The sequence below is a fragment of the Pedobacter sp. genome (assembly GCF_035317785.1).
GTDB lineage: Bacteria > Bacteroidota > Bacteroidia > Sphingobacteriales > Sphingobacteriaceae > Pedobacter.
In genome coordinates this window covers 14,768-36,509 of record NZ_DATHGC010000128.1, presented here as the reverse complement: position 1 = coordinate 36,509, position 21,742 = coordinate 14,768, and the positions used below count along the sequence as shown (strand labels likewise).

Here is a 21,742-nt window from a genome sequence, read left to right as displayed (position 1 = left end):
CAACCTGTTCCTGTGCGCCCATACCTGCAAACTTTTCCGTGATAAAAGGCAGTTCCTTTTCCGTTCCAAATTTCGAATATACATTTACAATAGCCTCAGTTAGCCCCTTTCCAGTATCTTTTTCCAGCTTCCTGGCTGCGGCAAGCGCCTGTTCCGGCTGCTGAAACGCCACGGCCATCAGGGCTGCCCCCTGAACAGCGTGAGACCTGCTTTCCAGGCTTTTGGTAAATAAAAGCAGATCAGCAGGATTTTTATCCATACCGATGATCGATATCGCTTTTGCCTGAACCATTGTATTCGGATCAGCAGCAGCCATCTTTTGGATCAAAGGCAGCGCAGTTTTGACAAGCTCCGTATTTTTTACATCAATGGAATCCAGTGCCTGGATCCGCAATGAATAATATTTGTCGCTCAACGCAGCAAGCAATACTTTACGGCCTTCAGGAGTCCGCTGGTTTTTTCCGGCAGCATCAATGGCCTCCAGGCGGTCCATGAACAAAGGCGCATGCGCATACTGATAAGCAAATTCATTTATAAACTTATGATCTTCTTTTTCCCACAAGATGATCTTATCCCCATCCACATTTACCAGCTCCGGTTTTGATGCAGCAGGGAAAGAGAAAGTCTGTTCAGCAGTATTGAAAGTAACCGAATGACGGATTTTAACACCCGCTGTATAAATGTCTATGGCCAAAGGCAAGCTAAATGGTGTACCTCCCTGCGTCTGTTTAAGTGTTACTTTCTGAGTTTTAGCAGCCTCGTCCCATGCATAATCAATCGTTACCTTCGGATGTCCGGCATTGAAATACCACTGATTGAAGAACCAGTTCATGTCCTGTCCGCTGGCTTCCTCCATCGCAAGGCGCAGCTGGTGTGCCTCTCCGTTTTTAAAAGCATTTTGCTTCAGGTAAATGTTCAGTCCCTTGAAAAATACCTTTTCACCCAGGTAGTTGCGCATCATATTCAGTATCCTGCCGCCTTTCTGATAAGATACCAGATCAAAGACCTCTTCTTTATCTGCATAATGAAAACGGACCAGGTCTTTCAGTCCATCCTTCTCAGAACCCAGGTACTGGCTCATGGCGTCATAATTGTGTTCATCAGCCGCATCCTTACCATATTTATGTTCAGCCCAAAGCACCTCGCTGAAATTGGCAAAAGACTCATTTACCGTCAGGTTGCTCCAGCTCTCGGCAGTCACGTAATCGCCAAACCACTGGTGGAACAGCTCATGGGCAATCGTGCTTTCCGCCTGCCCGAAGTTCTCATCCAGCATTTCCCTTGGTGTGCGCTGCACATAGGCGCCATGCAAGGTAGCCGTGGTGTTTTCCATTGCACCGCTCACATAATCACGAACCACGATCTGGCTGTATTTATTCCATGGATAGTCAATTCCCAAAGTTTTGCTGAAGAATTCAATCATTTCAGGGGTAGTGCCAAAGATCTGCTTCGCATAAGGCGCATAAGCGGGCTCCAGGTAATAGTTTACCTCCTTGGTCTTCCATTTGTCACGATAGATCTTAAAATTACCCACCGCCATCATGAACAGGTATGGGGAATGCGGCAGGTCCATTTTCCAGGTATCCGTGCGCATGCCATTGGCGTTTTTCACCTGCGATACCAGTTTTCCGTTAGATAAGGTCACATATTTGGCAGGAGCAGTAATGGCGATCTCCGCGGTAGTCTTTTGGTTGGGCTTGTCAATGGTAGGGAACCATGCAGAAGAAGCCTCAGTCTCACCCTGTGTCCAGATCTGTACCGGTTTGCCGTTTTCCGTGCTGTCCGGATTGATGAAATAAAGGCCCTTTGCATCAGTAATGGCCGCACTGCCCTTTACCCTAAGCTCATCAGGTTTGGCGATATAATCGATAAACACGGTATAAGACTGACCTGGCAGCAGTTTTTTGCCAAGCCTGATCTTTAACTGCTCGCCATCATAGTCATATTTCAGGGTCTGCAACGCTTTGCCGTTTAACATTGCAACAGATTTAATGTCCATGCCTTTAGCATCAAGCGTCAGCGAATCTGTAGCATAGGCGTAAGGTTTTAAAGTCAACCATGCTTTGCCCAGCAGGTGGCGTTTTGTATAGTCAAACTTTACATTCAGTTTGGTATGGACCAGCGCATTTATTTTAGGCGCAGAAGCGCGGTATACTGCATCAGTTTTGGCGGCTGAGGTGTTTTCAGTTTGTGCCTGTGTCATCGTTAGGCCCAGTATCATTATCAGGCCCGTGCAAGCCGATTTAATCAGTAGTTGTTTCATGAAATTCAGTAAGACTGGCAAGTTAAGGAATCGCCGCAATAAAGAAAAATAACACCGTCAAAGATTCCAGTATTTTGATATTTATATAATTGTTTTTCTTATATTAGATATATGCAGTCCAGGTCAATAATGGACCATTGTTATAGTTAAAAAGATCCCTATGTTAGAAAATTTAAAACAACTGGTTAAAGAAAATGCACAGAGTGCTATCTTAGAAAATAGTGAGGTTCCTAATGATCAAAACGAAGCCGCGGTAGATGCTGCTTCCGGTTCTATCATGGATGCGCTTAAAGGTCAGCTGGCTTCAGGAAATCTGGGCAGCCTGGTCGATATTTTTAAAGGAGGGAATTTTCAGGACAATGCAGTAGTCCAGGAAGCTTCATCGAGTTTTGTTAATAAATTGGAAGGCCTGGGTGTGAATGTCGAATCGGCCAAAAATATTGCCGGATCGTTCATCCCTGAAATTATGGACAAATTCGCAAATAAGACGAATGATCCGAATGACAGCAGTTTTAATTTCAGTGACATGATGACGAATATCTCAGGTCCGGACGGGAAGTTTCAATTGTCGGATCTCACCAACCTGATAAGTGGCGGCGCTGAAGACGGTTCAGGCGTTAGTCAGGGCGGTATAGTTGATAAATTGAAGGGATTTTTTAAATAGGCATTACCCTTCTCCGTTTGAAGAATATAATTCATAACCTATAAAAACAGATAACGATGAAAAAGCTACTTTCTCTTATTGCCGTGTTAAGTTTGTGTATAAGCTTAGCAGTTGCACAAACAAATGCTAAACTAAAAAAAGATGGAACTCCTGATAAGCGGTATGCTGCTGCAAAAAAGGCAACGAAAGAACCTGCTGCTAAACTAAAAAAGGACGGAACTCCGGATAAAAGATATACCACTGTAAAACCGGCGGCAAAGGCAACTAAAGTAGTAAAAGAAACCAAAGCTGCAAAACCAGCCAAAGTTGTAAAAGAAACTAAAATTGCAAAAGAAACCAAAATTGCAAAAGGATCAGGCGTTAAGCTAAAAAAGGACGGTACTCCGGATAAAAGGTATACTACCACTAAGCCAGAGGCAAAAGCAACTAAAGCAGTAAAAGAAACCAAAGTGGTAAAAACGGTAAACCCGACTACAGCGCAGGCCTCAAAAACCTATAAACCTACTGTTGACCGGAGCTTGTCTGGGCCTAATGGTGAGCAAATTCTGACAGGTCCGCGGGGCGGAAAGTATTACATCAATAAGAATGGCAATAAAACATATGTGAAAAGAGAAGGCAATTAATCTTACCTCCCCGCAAAGACATCTCCATTTCTTTCGTGAATTTGGTATCTTTCTGAGCCTGCCTTTCCGGCAGGCTTTTAAGTACGTAGCATAGGTGTACAATAAAACAGCCGTCATGAAAACATCATTTAAAAATAGCCTCCTATTACTTGTCTTAATGATTCCTATTTTTGTTAAGGCCCAAAACACTATAAAACCGAAGAAATCCCCAATGACATATCCCGAAACCAGGAAAGAAACCATCACAGACAATTATTTTGGAACTACCGTAGCCGACCCGTACAGGTGGCTGGAAGACGACCGGTCAGCAGCAACGAAAGAATGGGTAGTTACCCAAAATAAAGTCACACAGGACTATCTGTCCAAAATTCCCTTCCGTGATGCGTTAAAAGAACGGCTAAAAAAATTGATGAACTATGAGAAATATTCTCAGCCTTTCAAAGAAGGTGAATACACCTATTTCTATAAAAATACCGGGTTGCAGAACCAAAGCGTGCTGTACCGCCAGAAAGAAGGCGCTGAAGCTGAAGTATTTTTAGACCCCAACACTTTTTCAAAAGACGCGACCACTTCCCTGGCAGGAATCAATTTTTCCAAAGATGGAAGTATTCTGGCCTACCAGCTATCCGGGGGCGGCTCTGACTGGACTGATGTAGTGGTGATGAAAGCCGCAAATAAGCAGATCGTTGGCGATACCCTGACCGATGTGAAGTTTTCTGGCATCGCCTGGCAGGGCAATACAGGGTTTTATTACAGCACCTACGACAAACCGCTTGAAGGCAGTCAACTGTCAGGCATTACCCAGTACCACAAGCTGTATTACCATAAAATAGGAACGCCGCAAAAAGACGATGTTCTGATCTTTGGCGGTGATCAAACACCAAGAAGATACATCAGCGCCGGGCTCACTGAAGACCAGCGTTACCTGATCATTTCAGCCGCCAATTCTACATCCGGCAATGAATTGTACATCAAAGGCCTTCAGGAAAAGGACAGTCCGATTGTCAGCATCGTCGACAATTTTGAGCAGAACCACAACATTATAGACAATGATGGCAGCAAGCTGTACATCTATACCAATCTGAATGCGCCAAATGGCAGGATTGTCACTGCCGATGCAAAAGACGCCAAACCAGCAAACTGGAAAGACCTGATCAAAGAGACGGACAATGTGCTTGAACCCTCCACAGGAGGCGGAAAGATATTTGCCAGTTACATTGTCGACGCAGTATCCAAAGTACTGCAGTATGACAGGAATGGTAAGCTGGAGCACGAGATCGCATTACCAGGACCGGGCACGGCCGTGGGTTTTGGAAGCAAGAAAGAAGAACAGGACCTGTACTACACCTTCACGTCCTATACCTATCCGACCACGATATTCAAGTACAATGTCAATACCGGAAAATCAGCATTGTATAAAAAATCAGGAGTAGATTTTGACCCATCAAAATATGAATCGAAACAGGTGTTTTATACCTCGAAAGACGGCACAAAAGTACCCATGATCATTACCTTCAAAAAAGGAACCCCGCTAAACGGGCGTAACCCGACATTGCTCTATGGTTATGGGGGTTTCAACATCAGCCTGACCCCGGCTTTCAGTACTTCAGTCGTTTCCCTGATCGAGCAGGGCGGCATCTATGCCGTAGCCAACCTGCGAGGCGGAGGTGAATATGGGGAGAAATGGCATCTTGCGGGTACCAAACTGAAAAAACAGAATGTATTTGATGATTTCATCGCAGCAGCGGAATATCTGATCTCGGAAAAATATACCTCAAGCCCCTACCTGGCGATTATGGGTGGCTCCAATGGCGGCTTACTGGTCGGTGCTGTGATGGCACAGCGCCCTGAACTGTTCAAAGTTGCCTTCCCGGCAGTAGGGGTGATGGACATGCTGCGCTATCACAAGTTTACCGCAGGAGCAGGCTGGGCCTACGATTACGGAACTTCTGAAGACTCTAAAGAGATGTTTGACTACCTGTACAAGTATTCTCCCGTACATGCCCTGAAACCCGGCGTCAAATATCCTGCAACACTGGTAACCACAGCAGACCATGACGACAGGGTGGTGCCGGCGCATTCTTTTAAGTTTGCGGCTACCTTGCAGGAGAGGCAGGGCGGAGACGCCCCGGTACTGATCCGGATCGAAACCAATGCAGGGCATGGCGCAGGCAAGCCAACCGACAAAGCCATTGAAGAAATTGCCGATAAATGGGCTTTTATGTTTTACACTATGGGGCTGACCTATAAATAAAATATGGTGAAACGCTCATGACCGGAGAAGGCTTTCACGCTGTATGTCAGTGGTGAAAAGATTATAGAAACTTTCATTGGTGATACCGGTTTATTTGATTCTGACAGTACGGATAAATGGTATAAATGACCTTATAACTTTTGAAGGGGCATCGGTTAACGAATTGGAGACTGCATTTCACGACTCTGTAAGGATTATTTCCTTGCCTGTGAAGAATTTCTGCAGGAGTCCCACAAGAAAAGCCCGTTCATCCAGGATAAACGGGCTTTATACTGAAAAAGGGAAAAAACCTAAAGCTCAAAGGCCAGACCTGTATTTATGCTGGATCTGATGTTCCTAATTGTGTTTCCTGTATTGTCCTTAATGATATCCGTAATACCACTTTGCCCGTCAAACTCGATCAAGATTTTTATCCGCTCTGCAACTGGTATTTTAACACCAATCCCCAGTGCGAGACCGAAATCAGTACTTTGCATAAAATCCTTTAAATCCATTTCAAGTTCAGTCTCTTTCGCGTCTAACAAAATTCCGGCATATGGTCCGAAATTCAAATACCAGTTTCTTTTTTTGCCGAAATGCCAGTTTGCCATTACAGGAATAGTCAAATAGTTCAGCTTGTAATCGGTTGTTACAGATGGCCCATTGTCAATGGTAATGAACCCGTCGGCCCAGCCTTTTTGATCATAACTCAGTTTTGCCTTGATGCTCCATCGGTCTGAAAAGAAGTAGTCACCGGAAATGCCTGCGTTAAAAGCACTCAGGTAATTGACGTTTGTGAGCTGACCGCTTTGTGCCGTTGAAGCATTATAGCCCCCAACGATTCCAAGCTCGAAGCTGCCTTTTTCCTGTGAGAATGCAGTTAGCCAACTGCCAACTGACAAGAGAACAATTAATAATTTTTTCATGTTTGTTGTTAATTTAGATGTCGCGAAGATAGAAGAATGTATTTAAAGTGAGAAATTTATGCAATTCATCCCCTGCAAAATCCGGCGGCAGTTCAAACTGGTGTTTATCGCCGATTATCTATCTAATCCCTTACCTGTTCTTCGCCATTTCACGAAGCGCTCACATATAAAACACGTTAAATTTATGCCCGTCCGGGTCGGCAAACACAAGTCCATAATAGCCCTCTCCAAACTCTTTGGCTTTTGAAACGATGATTCCGCCTGCGTTTGGGATTTCTTTTTCCCATTGGTTCACCTCTTCTTTACTTTCTGCAGAAAGGGTAAATATCACTTCGTTGGCTACGTGTGCGTCGGAAATTTCAATTTCCACATTCGCTTTCAGCTTATCTGTTAAAAAGAAGTGCATTATAAAGTTGTTTTCGCCTGCGAAAAAGCTGGTCAGGTCTTCAGATCTGCCGTTGGATTTAAATCCAAGTGCGGTATAAAATTTTGTTGTCCGGTCCAGATCATTTACTGTTAAGTTTGACCATATCATTTTTGGTTTCATAGCTATTTTTTAGTTAGAAAATGTTTCACTAAGATACTGGGTACCTGAGAAACAGTTCGGGTGTTGAAACGACATTTAAAAAGGTCATTTGCGACATCCTTTTCAGGAAACAATAGGACATCTCTTTCAGGAAACAATAACAAATGGCAAAAGTGTTTCCTGCCCGGGAGTTAAACCTTTAAGAAATATGTGAGTGGCTGCGGCGGCTGATTGACTAAAAAGCAGAAAAATTCTTTATTTATAATTATTCTTTGTTTATGTCATAAATAGTAATATTTTTATAATTACCAAATAAACCATTCTTTGTATAAAGAATATTACAAAAACCTAGTATGCCACATATCCCACTAGAAGACCACCTGCCTGGTATTACGGGCTTGCTGGAGTATAGCAAAGCGTCTGCGCAGCCCATACGGGAGCTGACACAGTATTTGCTGCGCGGACCCTCATCACTTACTGAAGCCGAACGTGAGCTCATTGCCACTGTAGTTTCCTATGGAAATGAATGTACTTTTTGTACGACTGCCCATACGGCTGCGGCTGATCTGCTGGCGGGGGAAAAGGACACCGCCCGGCAAGTTAAAGAAGATATTGAGACTGCTGCGGTAACTGAGAAAATGAAGGCCTTGCTGCAGATAGCTGCCCTGACCAGGCAAAGCGGTAAGGCGGTAAGTCCGGAGTCTGTTGCTCGTGCAAAATCGGCCGGTGCTACGGATGTAGAAATACACGATACGGTACTGATCGCTGCGCTTTTTTGTTTGTACAACAGGTATGTGGACGGGATGGGGACATCGCTGCCTGCTAATCCTGCATATTATGATGTACTTGCTGAAAGACTGGTCAATCATGGGTACACGCGATTGCCGCAGGGGTATGAGCATTTGAAGAAATAATTGCGTTGTCTCTTGTTTAAGGGATTCGCTTGAGGCCAGGGAAAAAATAACCGTTCTCTTCGAAGACTCGCTTCCCTGAAGCTGCGCAACATGGAAGAATGTCTTCTCTGAGAAGGTGATTTTTTCTGGCCTCAAGCTAGAGCAGAAAAATAAATGAGAAAAAAAAATAATAGATAGAAAACCAAAAACCAATAAACCAACCAGCGCTCTAAATAAACCAAACCAACAAACCAATCTAAATCAACGAAATGAAAAGACTTTTACTCTTATTTTTTATGGCGCTGTCTGTGCATCTTTATGCGCAGGATGCGAAGATCACGGGAACTGTGACCACCAGCGACAACAGCGCTGCGCTGAGCAATGCCAGTATTACTTTAAAGGACAAAGTCCTGGGTACTACTACCAATTCCAAAGGTAATTTTACACTGAATTTTAAAGGAAAACTTCCTGTCACGCTCATCATTTCTGCTGTAGGTTATGAGACCAAAGAGGTGGAATTGATTTCAGCGTCCCAAGATCTTACTGTTTCTCTTGATGCTAAATCGATTATGTTAAATGAAGTGGTTTCTTCTGCTTCACGCGTCAGCCAGAGCATCCTGCAGTCGCCGGTGAGTATCGAAAAGATGTCGCAAAAGGCGATCAAGGAAAACCCTTCACTGACCTTTTACGATGGTTTAGCGAACCTGAAAGGGATGGAGGCAGTGACCAGCAGTATCACTTATAAACAGGTGAATACCCGTGGTTTCAATTCGACCGGTAACTCCAGGTTTTTGCAATTGGTGGACGGGGTCGACAACCAGACTCCGGGACTGAATTTCTCTGTGGGTAACCTTTTTGGGGCTTCTGATATCGATATTGAGTCGGCAGAGGTCATTCCGGGTGCGGCTTCGGCCTTGTATGGCCCGGTGGCTTTCAACGGTTTGCTGAACCTGCGTACCAAAGATCCTTTTAGGTACCAGGGCCTTGCGGTGCAGATCAAATCTGGCATCAACCATGTAAATGATCCGAGTATAGGTACCCGTGAGCTGAAAGATGTGGCTTTGCGTTATGCTAAAGCGTTTAATGACCGTTTTGCTTTTAAAGTGAACGTGGCCTACCTGACCGGTGAGGACTGGCATGCCAATGATTATACCGATGTGAGTGTCGCCGTACCTGTTGAACAGCGCGGACCTAACAATCCGGCCAGGGATGCTTTAAATATCTACGCCGATGAAAAATCAACAAACTTAGAGGGCGTCGGGACAGTCTCACGCACCGGTTACGAAGAAAAAGACCTGATGAACTACGGAACCTATAGCCTGAAGGCCAATGGGGCGCTACACTACCGGGTCTCTAATAATATTGAGGCGATCTACCAGTACAATTATGGCAGGGGTACGGCCAGCTATACAGGCAGTAACCGCTTTGATTTAAATAATTTTGTGTTGCAAACGCACCGGGCTGAATTAAGAGGTAGCAATTTTTTCCTTCGCAGTTATGTTGTGACTGAAAATTCACACGATTCTTATAATACGCGTTCCCTGGCTCAATTTATCAACGGAAGCTGGGTGAAAGATCTAAACGGAAATGTTGTGAGTCCTGATAAGGCCAATGACACCTGGTTTGCCCGTTATTCGGCAGCTTTTAAAGGAACTCAGCAAGGTGTAACGGCCAATAGTCATGCCGCCGCAAGAAGTTTTGCAGATCAGGGCAGGTTTTTGCCAGGATCACCAGAATTTGAAAGTGCGAAGAATGCTGGTATATATACCTATGGTGCAATGGGCGCGGGAGTATTTAGCAATAGTAAATTTTATCATACTGATGGCCAGTACGACTTTTCAAGTGTGGTTAAATTTGTAGAAGTGCTAGCAGGTGGCAGTTTTCGTAAATACAAAATGTTTACCGATGGCAGTTTGTTTGACGATAAGGTCAATAAGATCGGTGTAAAAGAGTACGGTGCATTTGCGCAAATTGGTAAAAAACTGCTGGAAGATAAACTGAAACTGACGGCTTCGGTACGTTATGATAAAAATGAGAACTTTAAGGGCAGTTTTACGCCGAGGTTTTCAGGAGTGTATACTGTAGCGCAAACACACAATTTCAGGGCTTCTTACCAAACGGGTTTCCGCAACCCAACCCCGGTTGACCAGTTCATTAAATTAAATGTACCAGGAATTACGATCCTTGGCGGTGCGCCAAATAACAGTACCGGGATGAATGTTTATGAAAACTCATTTACGGCGGCTTCGGCAGAAGTATTTGGCGGTGCGGTAGGTGCGGCGATCCAGGGAGGCACACCTCCGCCTGTAGCCATCAACAACAATAAAGATTTGCTGGTCAAATCAAATGTGGCTTATATCAAACCCGAACAGCAAAAAGCATTTGAGATAGGTTACAAAGGTCTTCTGGCCAATAAATTGCTTATTGATCTTAACTATTATTACAGCAAATACACAGATTTCCTTTTAAATACCGTAGTACTGAGGGCTGTAAATCCGATATTGGGTGCAGACGGCAAGATAAATCCTGCAGCAGCAGGTGAGGTTGGTGCGCGTACGGTTGGTGCTTTCCAGTTGTATACCAATGCGACAGATGAGGTATCTGCCCAGGGTGTGAGCGCTGGCCTGACTTACCTGCTGGACGGCGGATATGCGATTGGCGGCAATGCAACCTGGTCTGATTTTAATCTGGGTAAAGCCAATATCAATAACATTGCGCAGTTCAATACACCGGAATACAGCACGAACCTGACCTTCGGTAATGCGAACATCGGCAATAACTTTGGTTTCAATGCGGCATGGCACTGGCAAAGTGCGTTTGACTGGTATGGAACATTTAACGCGATCAGACCTGGAAGGATCAAGGCGTATTCTATGGTGGATCTGCAGTTTAATAAAAAGATTCCTTCTGTGAATACGACGATTAAAGTAGGGGGCAGCAATATCTTCAACAAGTACATTTCGCAGGCTTATGGCTCGCCAGCAGTAGGCGCGATCTATTATGTGGCGTTCTTGTTTGACAGTCCTTTGAAATAGTCCTGTTTCAAAATGTTTTTTGATGATTATATTTTAATTGAATAACCATGAGTACAATAAAACTAAATAATACTTACCTGACCCTGCTTTTTATCTTGTGTTTTGTGAGCAGTGCGCTGGGCGGAACAGTATCTACACTCATGTCGGTTTATCTCCCTGTAGTGGTCAAAGAACTGCAGGGTGACCTGCCGCCAGAGCAGATGAATTCCATCAGTGGTTTTATCAATGCACTGTTCATTTTCGGATGGGCATTTGGTGGCTTTACCTGGGGACTGATCAGTGACCGGATAGGCCGCAAAAAGGCTTTGCTCTGCGCGATCACCTGTTATGGCATTTTTACCTTCCTGACCGGGCTGATGCCTGCATGGACAGGTTTAGTGGCCTGCCGTTTCATGAGCGGTTTTGGGGTAGGCGGGGTGCTGGTGGTTTCTTTTACGCTGCTGAGCGAGGTCTGGCCTGATAAAAGCAAAGCCGTGGTGACCGGGATCATTTCTATCGCTTTTCCGGTGGGGATCTTTTCTGCGGGACTGATCAACTTTATTGTCTCTTCCTGGCGGGAAGGTTTTTTTGTCGGTGCTGCGCCGGTAGTACTGGCATTAATCGGGATGGTGGTGATCAAAGAATCGGATAAATGGCTGGAGCACAGGGAGCAGAAGCTGGTGAGCAAGAAACAGGCGCTCTGGTATTCTGAGGAAAACCGCCGTGAATTGCTGGTCGGTTCGCTGATGTTTGGGTCTATGCTGATCGGGCTTTGGGCCATTTTTTCCTGGCTGCCTACCTGGGTGCAGAGCCTGATCCCTGGCGATGCAGGCAGGGAAAGGGGCCTGAGTATGATGTGTATGGGGATGGGTGGCCTGGCCGGGGGCTTTTTCTCTGGCTATCTGGTCAATTTCCTGGGCTTGAAGAAATCGATGTTGCTGTGTTTTGCCGTATGCTCGGTGATGTCTTTTGTGCTGTTTAAGCTGAATACGACTTTCTCACCCGCTATATTTGCAGAGATTGCGGTTTTGGCTTTGTTTTTTGGAGCCAGCCAAGGGGTGCTTTCGGCTTATATTCCGCAGTTGTTTCATACAGGTATCCGCGCTACGGCTACTGGTTTTTGCTTTAATATCGGCAGGTTGTTTACGGGTACGGCTGTATTGTTTATCGGCGTGCTGGTTTCTTCTTTGGGCGGTTATGGCAATGCGATCTTTATTTTCTCTATTGTGTTTGTGATCGGGTTTGTGGTGGTGCTGTCGGTCAAGGAGAAGAAAGCGGTTGTTGCGGCAGAAGTACCTGCGGGAATTGCAGTTGACCCGGTGATAGAAACTCCGGCAGGGAGTTGAGCTATTGGATTTTAAAGAATGTTAGAAATAGAATAGTTATTAACGGATAATAGTAAAGATAATATGGCACATATCAATGTTCCGGAGGGTGTTCCGGGTATACGTTCGCTGGTGATGTTCAGGCCCGAAACCGGGAAGTACTTGTATGACCTTGCACAGGAGTTATTAAGAGGGGAGTCCCCTTTGTCGCAGGCCGACAGGGAGCTGATCGCGGCTTATGTTTCCAAGCGCAATGATTGTTTCTTTTGCATGAGCAGTCATGCTGCGGCAGCGAGGTGTTTGTATGGGGATGATGAGGCGATCGTGGATGATGTGCTTTCAGATATGAAGCGTTCTGCGATCAGCGATAAGCTCAAGGCTTTGTTGCACATCGCCGGCAAGGTCCAGGTATTGGGCAAGGAGGTGACTTCTGCAGATATTGATGCAGCAAAAAAGGAGGGGGCGAGCGATAAGGAGATTCACGATACGGTGCTGATCGCCGCGGCTTTTTGCATGTTTAACAGGTATGTGGATGGTTTGGCCAGTTTAACGCCGACTGATCCGGAGGCCTATAAGGAAATGGGAAAAAGAATGGTGGCGGGGTATAATCTGCCGCCGCGAGTCTAATGTTTGTTTAAAATAGTTCAGGTATTTAGTTTAAAATTTTAATGGCTTATGGCACATATAGAATTGGGGAATGATCTACCGGGCATCAGGGGACTGATGGCCTTCAGACCAGAAACGGAGGGTGCTTTGAATGCGCTGGCAGAGATCCTGCTGAGGGATAATAACAACAGTTTATCCCGCGGTGAGCGAGAACTGATCGGTACTTATGTATCTTATCTGAATGATTGTTTTTTCTGCCAGAATGTGCATGGGGCTTTGGCCGGGCATTACCTCGGTTGTGATATTCATCAGATCGATGCGATCAAGGCTGATTTTAATGCTGCTGATCTGTCTGAGAAAATGAAGGCTTTGCTGGCGATTGCGGGCAGTGTGCAGAAGGGTGGGAAATTGGTGACTTCTGAGCAGGTTGCTGCGGCCCGTGAAGCTGGGGCAACGGATGTGGAAATTCATGATGCGGTACTGATCGCGGCGGCTTTTTGCATGTTTAACCGGTATGTTGACGGATTGGGAACTACAGCGCCTCTGGATAGGCAATTTTACATCAACAGGGCTCCGCAAAGGGCAGAGGATGGGTATTTGGTGTTGAGGTAAACGTATTTCTGCAACTACAGTAGATGTAACTATTGAGAGATCAACAGACGGTTTACATGACAACAAGAACAAAAGGCTGAATAGCAAGAAGAGATTTTAACTTTTTCATGGGCGTGGGTTATGCCCTTAAAGATAGTAAAAAGGATTTGACAGGGTTGCAACCATTTTCTGTGTATTTCGTCTTATAACAAACCATCATCATGAGAAAAAACTTAACCCTCTTATTGCTCTTTATAGCATTTGCCTGCAACGTATCAGCACAAACGATTAACAAACCTAGGCTGGACAGCCTGCTGAACCTGCTTGCCGAAAATAACAAGGCCATGGGCAGCCTAGCCTTAACCGTAAATGATCAGGTGATCTACCAAAAGGCAACAGGTTTTATCGCCCTCAATAACGGCGTTAAAACCAATGCCGACGTGAAAACGAAATACCGGATAGGTTCCATTAGTAAAATGTTTACCGGGGTGCTTGTGCTGCAGCTGATTGAAGAGGGCAAGCTTAGCCTAAGTACGCCGCTGGCCAAATATTACCCGCAGTTGCCAAACGCCGGCAAGATCACTATAGACATGATGCTGAGGCACCGGAGCGGACTGCACAATTTCACTAGCGACAGCCTGTACACGACCTACAAATATAAACCCGTAACGCAGCAAACATTGGCAGACATTTTTGCCAAACAGCCGGCCGATTTTGAACCTGATGCAAAAGCTGAATACAGCAATACCAACTTTGTCCTGCTGGGTTTTATTGCTGAAAAAATAACCGGTAAAACCTACGCAGACCTGATTAAAACCCGTATTGTAAACAAACTTGGCTTGCCCGATACCTATTACGGCAGAAAGGCGGACGCGAAGAAGGACGAGGCCGTATCCTTTAACTATGCGGATGGATGGAAACCCGAACCCGAAACAAATATGAGTGTGCCGGCTGGTGCTGGTGCCATGGTGTCAACCCCTACAGACCTTACCAAATTTATTACCGGGCTTTTTAACGGTAAACTGGTAAACGACAGCAGCCTGAATGTGATGAAGACCATGAAAGATGGCTTCGGCCTGGCCATGATCAGCTACGGTTTTAGGGATAAAAAGGGTTATGGGCACAGCGGCAGCATTGATGCCTTCAACTCCATTCTGACGTATTACCCCGAGGAAAAGCTGGCAATTGCCTATATCGCCAATGGTGGTTCATACGGCGCCAAGGGCGTTGCTGATGCTGCGCTGAGCATTTATTTTAAGGTGCCTTTTACCCTTCCTTCGTTTACCAGCATCGCATTAAAAAGCGAAGACCTGGATAAATACCTGGGCATTTACAGCAGTCCACAACTTCCGCTCAAAATAACGATCAGCAAAAATAATACGACGCTAATGGCCCAGGCGACAGGGCAGAGCGCATTTCCGCTGGAATCCCCGGCCAAAGATCAATTTGTGTTTAATCAGGCGGGTATTGAGTTATTATTTAATATTTCCAAAGCTGAAATAACGCTGAACCAGGGCGGTGAGACGTTTCTGTTTACAAGGGATAAGTAGAATGGTAGCCTACTACATTTAGATAAAAATCCGATACAGGAAATTTGTCAAGCGCAGGATAACTACACTTGATGCATATAATTGGGAACTGTAAGGGAATCCGACGAATCCTAAGATAGCCTCATCTCAACCCTTGCAAGGCCTAAGGGGTCATGCAAGGGTTGAGAAGGGGTCTTGATGAGGTTGAGAAGTGGTTGAAATGATAATGTACCAACAGAGTGTCTTATCCGGTTATAGTTATACTGTCAAGATTTTATTTACAAAGTTTACATTTTTATTTACAATCTAAATTCCCCATACTGAAAGATATCAAAGTAATTTCGCTGAATCATATTGATAAGATATACCCGACCAACTACTTCCGCTGCTTTACTAGTCAATATGTTTTACTTTAAATTTAAAAAAATGAAAAGATTATTTGTATTTGTTCCGGCCATTCTCCTGGTATTAGTTCTAGTAAATTCTTTTGTACTAAAAGAAAAGGAAACGGGGAAGAAAACAACCGAGTCATTGACAGCTCCACCAGCAAAAGTCCCTGTTGCTAAAGTAAACATCCTTTACAAGTCCACTGATGGCGGACAAACATGGCAGGACATCAGCGAAGGGTTGCCTGAAATTGAAAAGCCGGTAAATTTTTCTGCAGGAGAGTCAGATCTCTATCTACATGTGAAAAATGAAATGTATCACAGTAAGAGCAATCTTAAAGCTCCCATTTGGGAAAAGGAGAATGTTCCTGATCTGCAAAATGCATCCTCCAGTCCCTCCACTTCGATTGCGTTCAATCGTTCCGGTGTCATGGCCTTCAATTATAAAGGGCAGGTTTATCAAAAGGTGTCTGCTGCAGAGGACTGGTTGCCGGTACAGACAAATTTCATAAAACAGCATTCGATGCGAACTATTTTTGAAACAGCTGACGGAGCGGTATTCCGTGGTTACGATCACGGCCTTTACAAATCTACCGACAAGGGAGAAAACTGGAAGCAAGTACAAAATGAAGGCTGGGTGATGAACATGGTAGAATCAGAAGGAGTGCTTATCGCGACAGATACAAAAGGCATCATGCGTTCGACAGACAATGGTGAACACTGGAAATGGGTAATCAGCGAGGGTGGCGTGGGTATAGCTGTTGAACGTATCGAAGGTGGATTTGCTGCGATAGCCTACAACACAACAACCAAATCCAGAAGGATTCACATTTCATTGGACAGTGGAAAAACCTGGGAAGTCATTAGTTACGGGCTTGGGCCTTCTCCGTCGATTTCATCTATTAAACAAATGGGCAAATATTTAATAGTTGGTCATCCGGATGGTATATTCCGGTCATCTGACATGGGTAAAACCTGGAATAGCGTTCATTCCCGTGTTGATCAAGTGGAGAACAAGGACTTTAAATTTGTGCTGCCATGGAATAGTTCTTCCAGTGAACCTAAAAATGTATTTAAGATCTTTGTTTCGGGTGATGTATTGTATGCTATGGCGGTGAGTGCGGGGTGCTGACAATAATATAAACCAGATTATTTACCGTCATAAGCACGCTGCAAAGTTGCCAGATCAATTTTCTTCATCGGCAAAAAGGCCTGCGTAACCCGGTCGATCTGCTCTCGTGCACCGTTCCTAAACACTTCTGCTATTAAAGTGGAGGTGATTTGCCAGGACACGCCGTATTTATCCCTCAGCCAGCCGCATTGCTCGGATTTGGGGTCCGCGGAAAGCGCGGAGAAATAATGATCGATCTCTTCCTGGGTGTCGCATTGGATCAGCAGCGATATGGCTTCGTTAAAACCGAAACCATGCGGATGGGCGCTGTCCATGGCCACCAGCCAGGTATGGTCGATGTAAAAGTCGGCATACATCAGTGTACCGGCTTTGTCGGGTCCCATCTCTTCCGGGCGTGGTGCTGTCGTACCGCGCTTGCCGTCCTGAAATACTGAGCAATAAAAGTCGATGGCTTCATTCGCTTTACCTGCGACCGGCTCGGTAAACATTAAGGACGGAACGATCACGGGCCGTTTTTCGCTGTCTGGTTTAACAAGCATCAATTGCCAGGAAATGCCGTATTTGTCGGCCAGCCAGCCATAGTGGTCGCTGAAGGGATACTTGTCCAGCGGCATCATCACTTTGCCTTCTTCCGCCAGCTTGTTCCATACTTCGTCCAACGCGGCCGCCTGATCAAAGTGTATCATAAAGGAAATAGATGGGTTAAACTTAAATAAAGGCCCGGCACTGATCGCCATAAACGGCTGTCCAGCTAAAGTAAACTCCACGATATCACAATCGCCAGATGGTGTATTGTGCAGCTGGTTAACGTAAGTGACCGCCGAATCCGGTAGTAAGGTGGTATAAAATTCGGCAGCTTCCTTTGCCTGGCTGTCGAACCATAAATGTGGTTTGATCTGTAACATGATTTTTAATTTAGTTTTTTCAGGTATTTAATTAACTCAAAAATCAAGGATTTGTTTGCGGGATGTGAGGGTTATCGCACAATGAAACCCTGGTTGTTAATTATACTGTTTTCATATCCCAGTACTCAGAATGACAGAAACGGATTGTGAATGAAAGCCCAAAAAACTGGGCTGCTGATATTATTTAATTGGTTATCAGTATGCTGAGAATTCTGCTGGAAAATATTTATAAATCGGTTTTGGAAATTGAAAAGATTCCCTATCTTTGCAATCCTAAATAAATCCTAATTGCGGATGTGGCGTAATTGGTAGCCGCACCAGACTTAGGATCTGGCGCTTCACGGCGTGGGGGTTCGAGTCCCTTCATCCGCACAATTATCAAAAGCAGCTCGATCGGGCTGCTTTTGGTTTAGATAGGCAGAGTTTAGCCACAATGTATAGTTTGACAAAACAAAATATTGATTCAAAAAGATGAACATTACACAGGAAAAAGTTAACGACCTAAACGCAGTTGTAAAGATCAAAATTGCGCCTGCAGATTACACTGAAAAGGTTGATAGATCCATCAAAGAACAAGCTAAAAAAGCAAACCTTCCGGGTTTTCGTAAAGGAATGGTGCCTCCTGCACACATTAAGAAAATGTATGGCAGAAGTATTTTGGTGGAAGAGATCAATAACCTGTTGAGCGAAACATTGAACAAGCACCTTACTGACAACAAAGTAGAGATTCTTGGACAGCCATTGCCGGTAATGGATGATACTAAAGAGTTCAAATGGGATTACACAGATGAGTTTGAGTTTGATTATGAGCTTGGGCTCGCTCCTGCGATTGACGTGAACGTCACTTCTAAAAATAAATTTACTGAATATAAGGTTAAAGCTGACGAGGAAACTCTGGCCGGAAGGATCAAAAACATCCGCAAAAGCTATGGCAAAATGACAAACCCGGAAGTTTCGGCAGAAGATGACGTGATTTATGCCGAATTAGCACAACTTGGCAGCGATGGTTCAGTTTTTGAAGATGGCATTAATGCAACCGGGTCTATTCGTTTAGATCAGGTTACTGATAAAAAGATTTTAAAATCTTTGATTGGTTTAAAGAAGGATGATGTAGTGGAACTGGATGTTCCTAAAGCTTTTGACAAAAACGAGGTGATCATCGCCAAGTTATTGAACATCAGCGAGGAAGATGCCAAGGACCTGAAATCTAAATTCCGCGTGACGGTGAAAAATGTGAACCGTCTGGAGGAAGCTGATTTAAACCAGGAGTTCTTTGATAAATTGTTTGGTGCAGGTACAGTAACGGATGAGGCAGGTTTTACTGCTAAGATCACTGAAGAGGTGGAAGGTATGTTCCAGCAGGATGCGGACCGCAAATTGCAGAATGACATTTACACGGCTTTGATTGAAAGTGTAAAGATCGATCTTCCGGATGAGTTTTTACGCAGATGGCTGAAAGCTACCAACGAGAAACTGACTGAAGAGGAGCTGACCGAAGGTTATGAGGACTTTGCAAAAAACCTGAAATGGACTTTGATCGAGAATAAGCTGATCAAGGACAACAGCATCGAAATCAAGTATGAGGATGTTTTTCAGACTGCAAAACAGCGTTTGGATGCACAGTTCAGGATGTACAGTCCGGCTCCTATGCCTGAAGACCAGCTTGCCCAGTATACGGCTACTTTCCTGAAAGAGAAAGACAATGCAAACCGTATCTTTGATGAGGTGAAAGCGATCAAGGTTTTTGAACTGATCAAATCTGTTGCGACCATGGAACCAAAAGAAATAGCTTATAACAAGTTTATAGAGTTAAAGTAATCGCCGAAGGAAGCGCTTTCGGATCGGTACTTTTAATGAATAATAAGGTTAAGGCGGCTTTGCGAAAGGCCGCCTTACGTATATAACAGATATTCAAATTTTACAATACCACAATAAATTACCAACTTAGTTTAATTACTTTGGCGGTGAAATAGATGGTGAATAGCTTTACAACCACGAAAAAATAGAAAAACTATGAAGATCGATAAAGACGAATTTAGAAAATACGCAGTTAAACATCATCGCATCAACGGTTTAAATGTTGACCGTTATATAGGGGCAACTAATGTTTCTCCAAAAAGTATGACTCCTTATATCATCGAGGAGCGTCAGTTGAACGTGGCGCAGATGGATGTGTTCTCCCGTCTGATGATGGACCGCATTATCTTTTTGGGTGATGCCATTTATGACGGAAATGCAAATATTATACAGGCCCAATTGTTGTTTTTACAGTCTGTAGACAGCAACAGGGACATACAGATTTACATCAACTCTCCGGGTGGCTCGGTGTATGCCGGCCTGGGTATTTATGATACGATGCAGTACATTACACCGGATGTGGCCACGATCTGTACGGGTATGGCGGCTTCTATGGGTGCAGTATTACTGGTAGCGGGTGCTGCAGGCAAGCGTGCTGCGTTACAGCATTCACGTGTGATGATCCACCAGCCTTCGGGTGGTGCCCAGGGTGTGGCTTCTGATATGGAGATCAACCTGAGGGAGATGCTGAAACTGAAAAAAGAATTGTATGACATCATTGCGAACCATTCGGGACAAACGTATGAGTGGGTAGAGAAGGCTTCTGACCGTGATTACTGGATGAAGGCGGATGAGGCGAAAGGTTTTGGAATGATTGACGAAGTACTGGGTGGTACTAAGAAAGAAAAATAAATATGGCTAAACAAAGTAAAGATTCCCGTTGCTCTTTTTGTGGCTCTGGTAAGCAGGATACCTTAATGCTTATCGAGGGGTTGGATGCATACATTTGTGATAAATGTGTAACCCAGGCCAATCAGCTGCTGGTGCAGGAGCTGGGGAGTAAGAAGGGCAAGCCTCTGGATTCTTCAATAACTTTATTGAAGCCGCAGGAAATCAAGGCGCATATTGATCAGTATGTGATTGGTCAGGATGATGCGAAGAAAGTGCTTTCTGTGGCGGTATACAACCATTATAAGCGGTTGAGCCAGAAGGTGGATAAGGGTGATGAGGTGGAGATTGAGAAATCCAATATCATGCTGGTCGGTGAGACGGGTACAGGTAAGACTTTGCTGGCCAAGACGATTGCCAAGATATTGCATGTGCCTTTTTGTATTTGTGATGCTACGGTATTGACTGAGGCTGGTTATGTGGGTGAGGATGTGGAAAGTATCCTGACGCGTTTGCTGCAGGCTGCTGATTATGATGTGGCTTCTGCTGAGCGGGGGATCGTGTACATTGATGAGGTGGATAAGGTGGCGCGTAAGAGTGACAATCCTTCTATTACGCGTGATGTGTCCGGTGAGGGTGTGCAGCAGGCTTTGCTGAAGATCCTGGAGGGTACGGTGGTGAATGTTCCGCCTCAGGGGGGACGCAAGCATCCAGACCAGAAGATGATCCCGGTGAATACGAACAATATCCTGTTCATTTGCGGGGGTGCTTTTGATGGTATCGAGCGCAAGATTGCCAACAGGTTGCGTACGCAGGCTGTGGGGTATAAGGTGAAAAAGGATGATGTGGACCTGGATCTGAAGAATTTGTATAAGTACATTACTCCGCAGGATTTGAAGTCTTTTGGTTTGATTCCTGAGCTGATTGGTCGTGTGCCGGTGCTTACGCACTTGAATCCTTTGGACAGAGAGGCTTTGCGCAATATTTTGACTGAGCCTAAGAATTCTTTGCTGCGCCAGTATGTGAAGCTTTTTGAGTATGAGAAGGTGAATTTGGTGTTTGATGATGATGTGCTGGATTTTATTGTTGACAAGGCTATGGAATATAAGCTTGGTGCGAGGGGGCTGCGGTCCATTTGCGAGGCGATTATGCTGGACGCGATGTTTGAGATTCCGTCTGATCCGGAGATTAAGGAGCTGGTCATTAATCTCGACTATGCGGTCGAGAAGTTTGAAAAGGCTGATTTTAAGAAGCTGAAGGCTGCATAAAAGATTTGATCCCCGGTAATTTTACCGGGGATTTTTTTTAACTTGTTATTTGAGCTATTGCCGTCATCCTGAATTTATTTCAGGATCCCGCATTTGCCAGTTATGACAGCTTTTGTTTTTCACTCTTCATTGCGAGGTACGAAACAATTTCCGTTGAGGTAGATGAATGGAAT

16 protein-coding genes, 1 tRNA gene and 1 pseudogene are annotated in these 21,742 nt (G+C 44.7%); 14 read left to right on the top strand and 4 right to left on the bottom strand.

Going from position 1 to position 21,742, the window contains the following annotated elements; genetic code table 11:
• A partial coding sequence (locus VK541_RS07755; RefSeq protein ID WP_324368592.1) for a M1 family aminopeptidase occupies nucleotides 1-2,263 on the bottom strand: 2,263 nt, incomplete at its 3' end.
• Nucleotides 2,264-2,423: 160 nt separating this feature from the next.
• On the opposite strand from VK541_RS07755, the gene VK541_RS07750 reads away from it, so the two are divergent.
• The 3 genes from VK541_RS07750 (at nucleotide 2,424) to VK541_RS07740 (ending at nucleotide 5,804) form a co-directional block, all read left to right on the top strand.
• The gene (locus VK541_RS07750) at nucleotides 2,424-2,927 is read left to right on the top strand and encodes a hypothetical protein (RefSeq protein WP_324368590.1); all 504 of its coding nucleotides are present in this window, start codon (nucleotides 2,424-2,426) and stop codon (nucleotides 2,925-2,927) included.
• Between the two features lie 56 nt (nucleotides 2,928-2,983).
• Nucleotides 2,984-3,550, top strand: coding sequence for a hypothetical protein (locus VK541_RS07745; RefSeq protein WP_324368588.1), 567 nt, complete (start codon nucleotides 2,984-2,986; stop codon nucleotides 3,548-3,550).
• A 211-nt stretch (nucleotides 3,551-3,761) separates the two neighbouring features.
• Nucleotides 3,762-5,804, top strand: a complete 2,043-nt coding sequence (locus VK541_RS07740) for a prolyl oligopeptidase family serine peptidase (protein ID WP_324368586.1) — start codon at nucleotides 3,762-3,764, stop codon at nucleotides 5,802-5,804.
• A 290-nt stretch (nucleotides 5,805-6,094) separates the two neighbouring features.
• Here the strand turns inward: VK541_RS07740 and VK541_RS07735 are convergent, their stop codons facing one another.
• Both VK541_RS07735 and VK541_RS07730 read right to left on the bottom strand, forming a co-directional pair.
• Nucleotides 6,095-6,709 (bottom strand): porin family protein, encoded by a 615-nt coding sequence (locus tag VK541_RS07735; RefSeq protein WP_324368584.1) that lies wholly within the window; start codon nucleotides 6,707-6,709, stop codon nucleotides 6,095-6,097.
• A 160-nt stretch (nucleotides 6,710-6,869) separates the two neighbouring features.
• A complete protein-coding gene (locus tag VK541_RS07730) occupies nucleotides 6,870-7,256 on the bottom strand; it encodes a VOC family protein (protein ID WP_324368582.1) in 387 nt (128 codons plus the stop codon).
• A 332-nt stretch (nucleotides 7,257-7,588) separates the two neighbouring features.
• On the opposite strand from VK541_RS07730, the gene VK541_RS07725 reads away from it, so the two are divergent.
• The 7 genes and pseudogenes from VK541_RS07725 (at nucleotide 7,589) to VK541_RS07695 (ending at nucleotide 16,711) form a co-directional block, all read left to right on the top strand.
• Complete coding sequence (locus VK541_RS07725; RefSeq protein ID WP_324368580.1) at nucleotides 7,589-8,149, top strand: peroxidase-related enzyme; 561 nt, start codon at nucleotides 7,589-7,591, stop codon at nucleotides 8,147-8,149.
• 248 nt (nucleotides 8,150-8,397) lie between these two features.
• A complete protein-coding gene (locus VK541_RS07720; RefSeq protein WP_324368578.1) occupies nucleotides 8,398-11,163 on the top strand; it encodes a TonB-dependent receptor in 2,766 nt (921 codons plus the stop codon).
• 47 nt (nucleotides 11,164-11,210) lie between these two features.
• Nucleotides 11,211-12,488, top strand: a complete 1,278-nt coding sequence (locus VK541_RS07715) for an MFS transporter (RefSeq protein WP_324368576.1) — start codon at nucleotides 11,211-11,213, stop codon at nucleotides 12,486-12,488.
• A 54-nt stretch (nucleotides 12,489-12,542) separates the two neighbouring features.
• Nucleotides 12,543-13,094, top strand: a pseudogene (locus VK541_RS07710) (carboxymuconolactone decarboxylase family protein); the annotation flags it as partial.
• 48 nt (nucleotides 13,095-13,142) lie between these two features.
• Nucleotides 13,143-13,685 (top strand): peroxidase-related enzyme, encoded by a 543-nt coding sequence (locus VK541_RS07705; protein WP_324368574.1) that lies wholly within the window; start codon nucleotides 13,143-13,145, stop codon nucleotides 13,683-13,685.
• Between the two features lie 200 nt (nucleotides 13,686-13,885).
• Nucleotides 13,886-15,214 (top strand): serine hydrolase domain-containing protein, encoded by a 1,329-nt coding sequence (locus tag VK541_RS07700; RefSeq protein ID WP_324368572.1) that lies wholly within the window; start codon nucleotides 13,886-13,888, stop codon nucleotides 15,212-15,214.
• Nucleotides 15,215-15,619: 405 nt separating this feature from the next.
• A complete protein-coding gene (locus VK541_RS07695; RefSeq protein ID WP_324368570.1) occupies nucleotides 15,620-16,711 on the top strand; it encodes an exo-alpha-sialidase in 1,092 nt (363 codons plus the stop codon).
• Nucleotides 16,712-16,728: 17 nt separating this feature from the next.
• Here the strand turns inward: VK541_RS07695 and VK541_RS07690 are convergent, their stop codons facing one another.
• Nucleotides 16,729-17,616, bottom strand: coding sequence for a VOC family protein (locus VK541_RS07690; protein WP_324368568.1), 888 nt, complete (start codon nucleotides 17,614-17,616; stop codon nucleotides 16,729-16,731).
• Nucleotides 17,617-17,906: 290 nt separating this feature from the next.
• On the opposite strand from VK541_RS07690, the gene VK541_RS07685 reads away from it, so the two are divergent.
• The 4 genes from VK541_RS07685 to clpX all read left to right on the top strand — a co-directional run bounded on the left by VK541_RS07685 (nucleotide 17,907) and on the right by clpX (nucleotide 21,569).
• Nucleotides 17,907-17,988: transfer RNA gene (locus VK541_RS07685), tRNA-Leu, on the top strand.
• Between the two features lie 99 nt (nucleotides 17,989-18,087).
• Nucleotides 18,088-19,434, top strand: coding sequence for a trigger factor (gene tig / locus VK541_RS07680; RefSeq protein WP_324368566.1), 1,347 nt, complete (start codon nucleotides 18,088-18,090; stop codon nucleotides 19,432-19,434).
• A gap of 195 nt (nucleotides 19,435-19,629) precedes the next feature.
• Nucleotides 19,630-20,325 (top strand): ATP-dependent Clp endopeptidase proteolytic subunit ClpP, encoded by a 696-nt coding sequence (gene clpP / locus VK541_RS07675; RefSeq protein ID WP_324368564.1) that lies wholly within the window; start codon nucleotides 19,630-19,632, stop codon nucleotides 20,323-20,325.
• 2 nt (nucleotides 20,326-20,327) lie between these two features.
• Entirely contained in the window at nucleotides 20,328-21,569 is a 1,242-nt protein-coding gene (gene clpX, locus VK541_RS07670; protein ID WP_324368562.1) for an ATP-dependent Clp protease ATP-binding subunit ClpX, read from the top strand.
• Nucleotides 21,570-21,742: the final 173 nt, after the last annotated feature.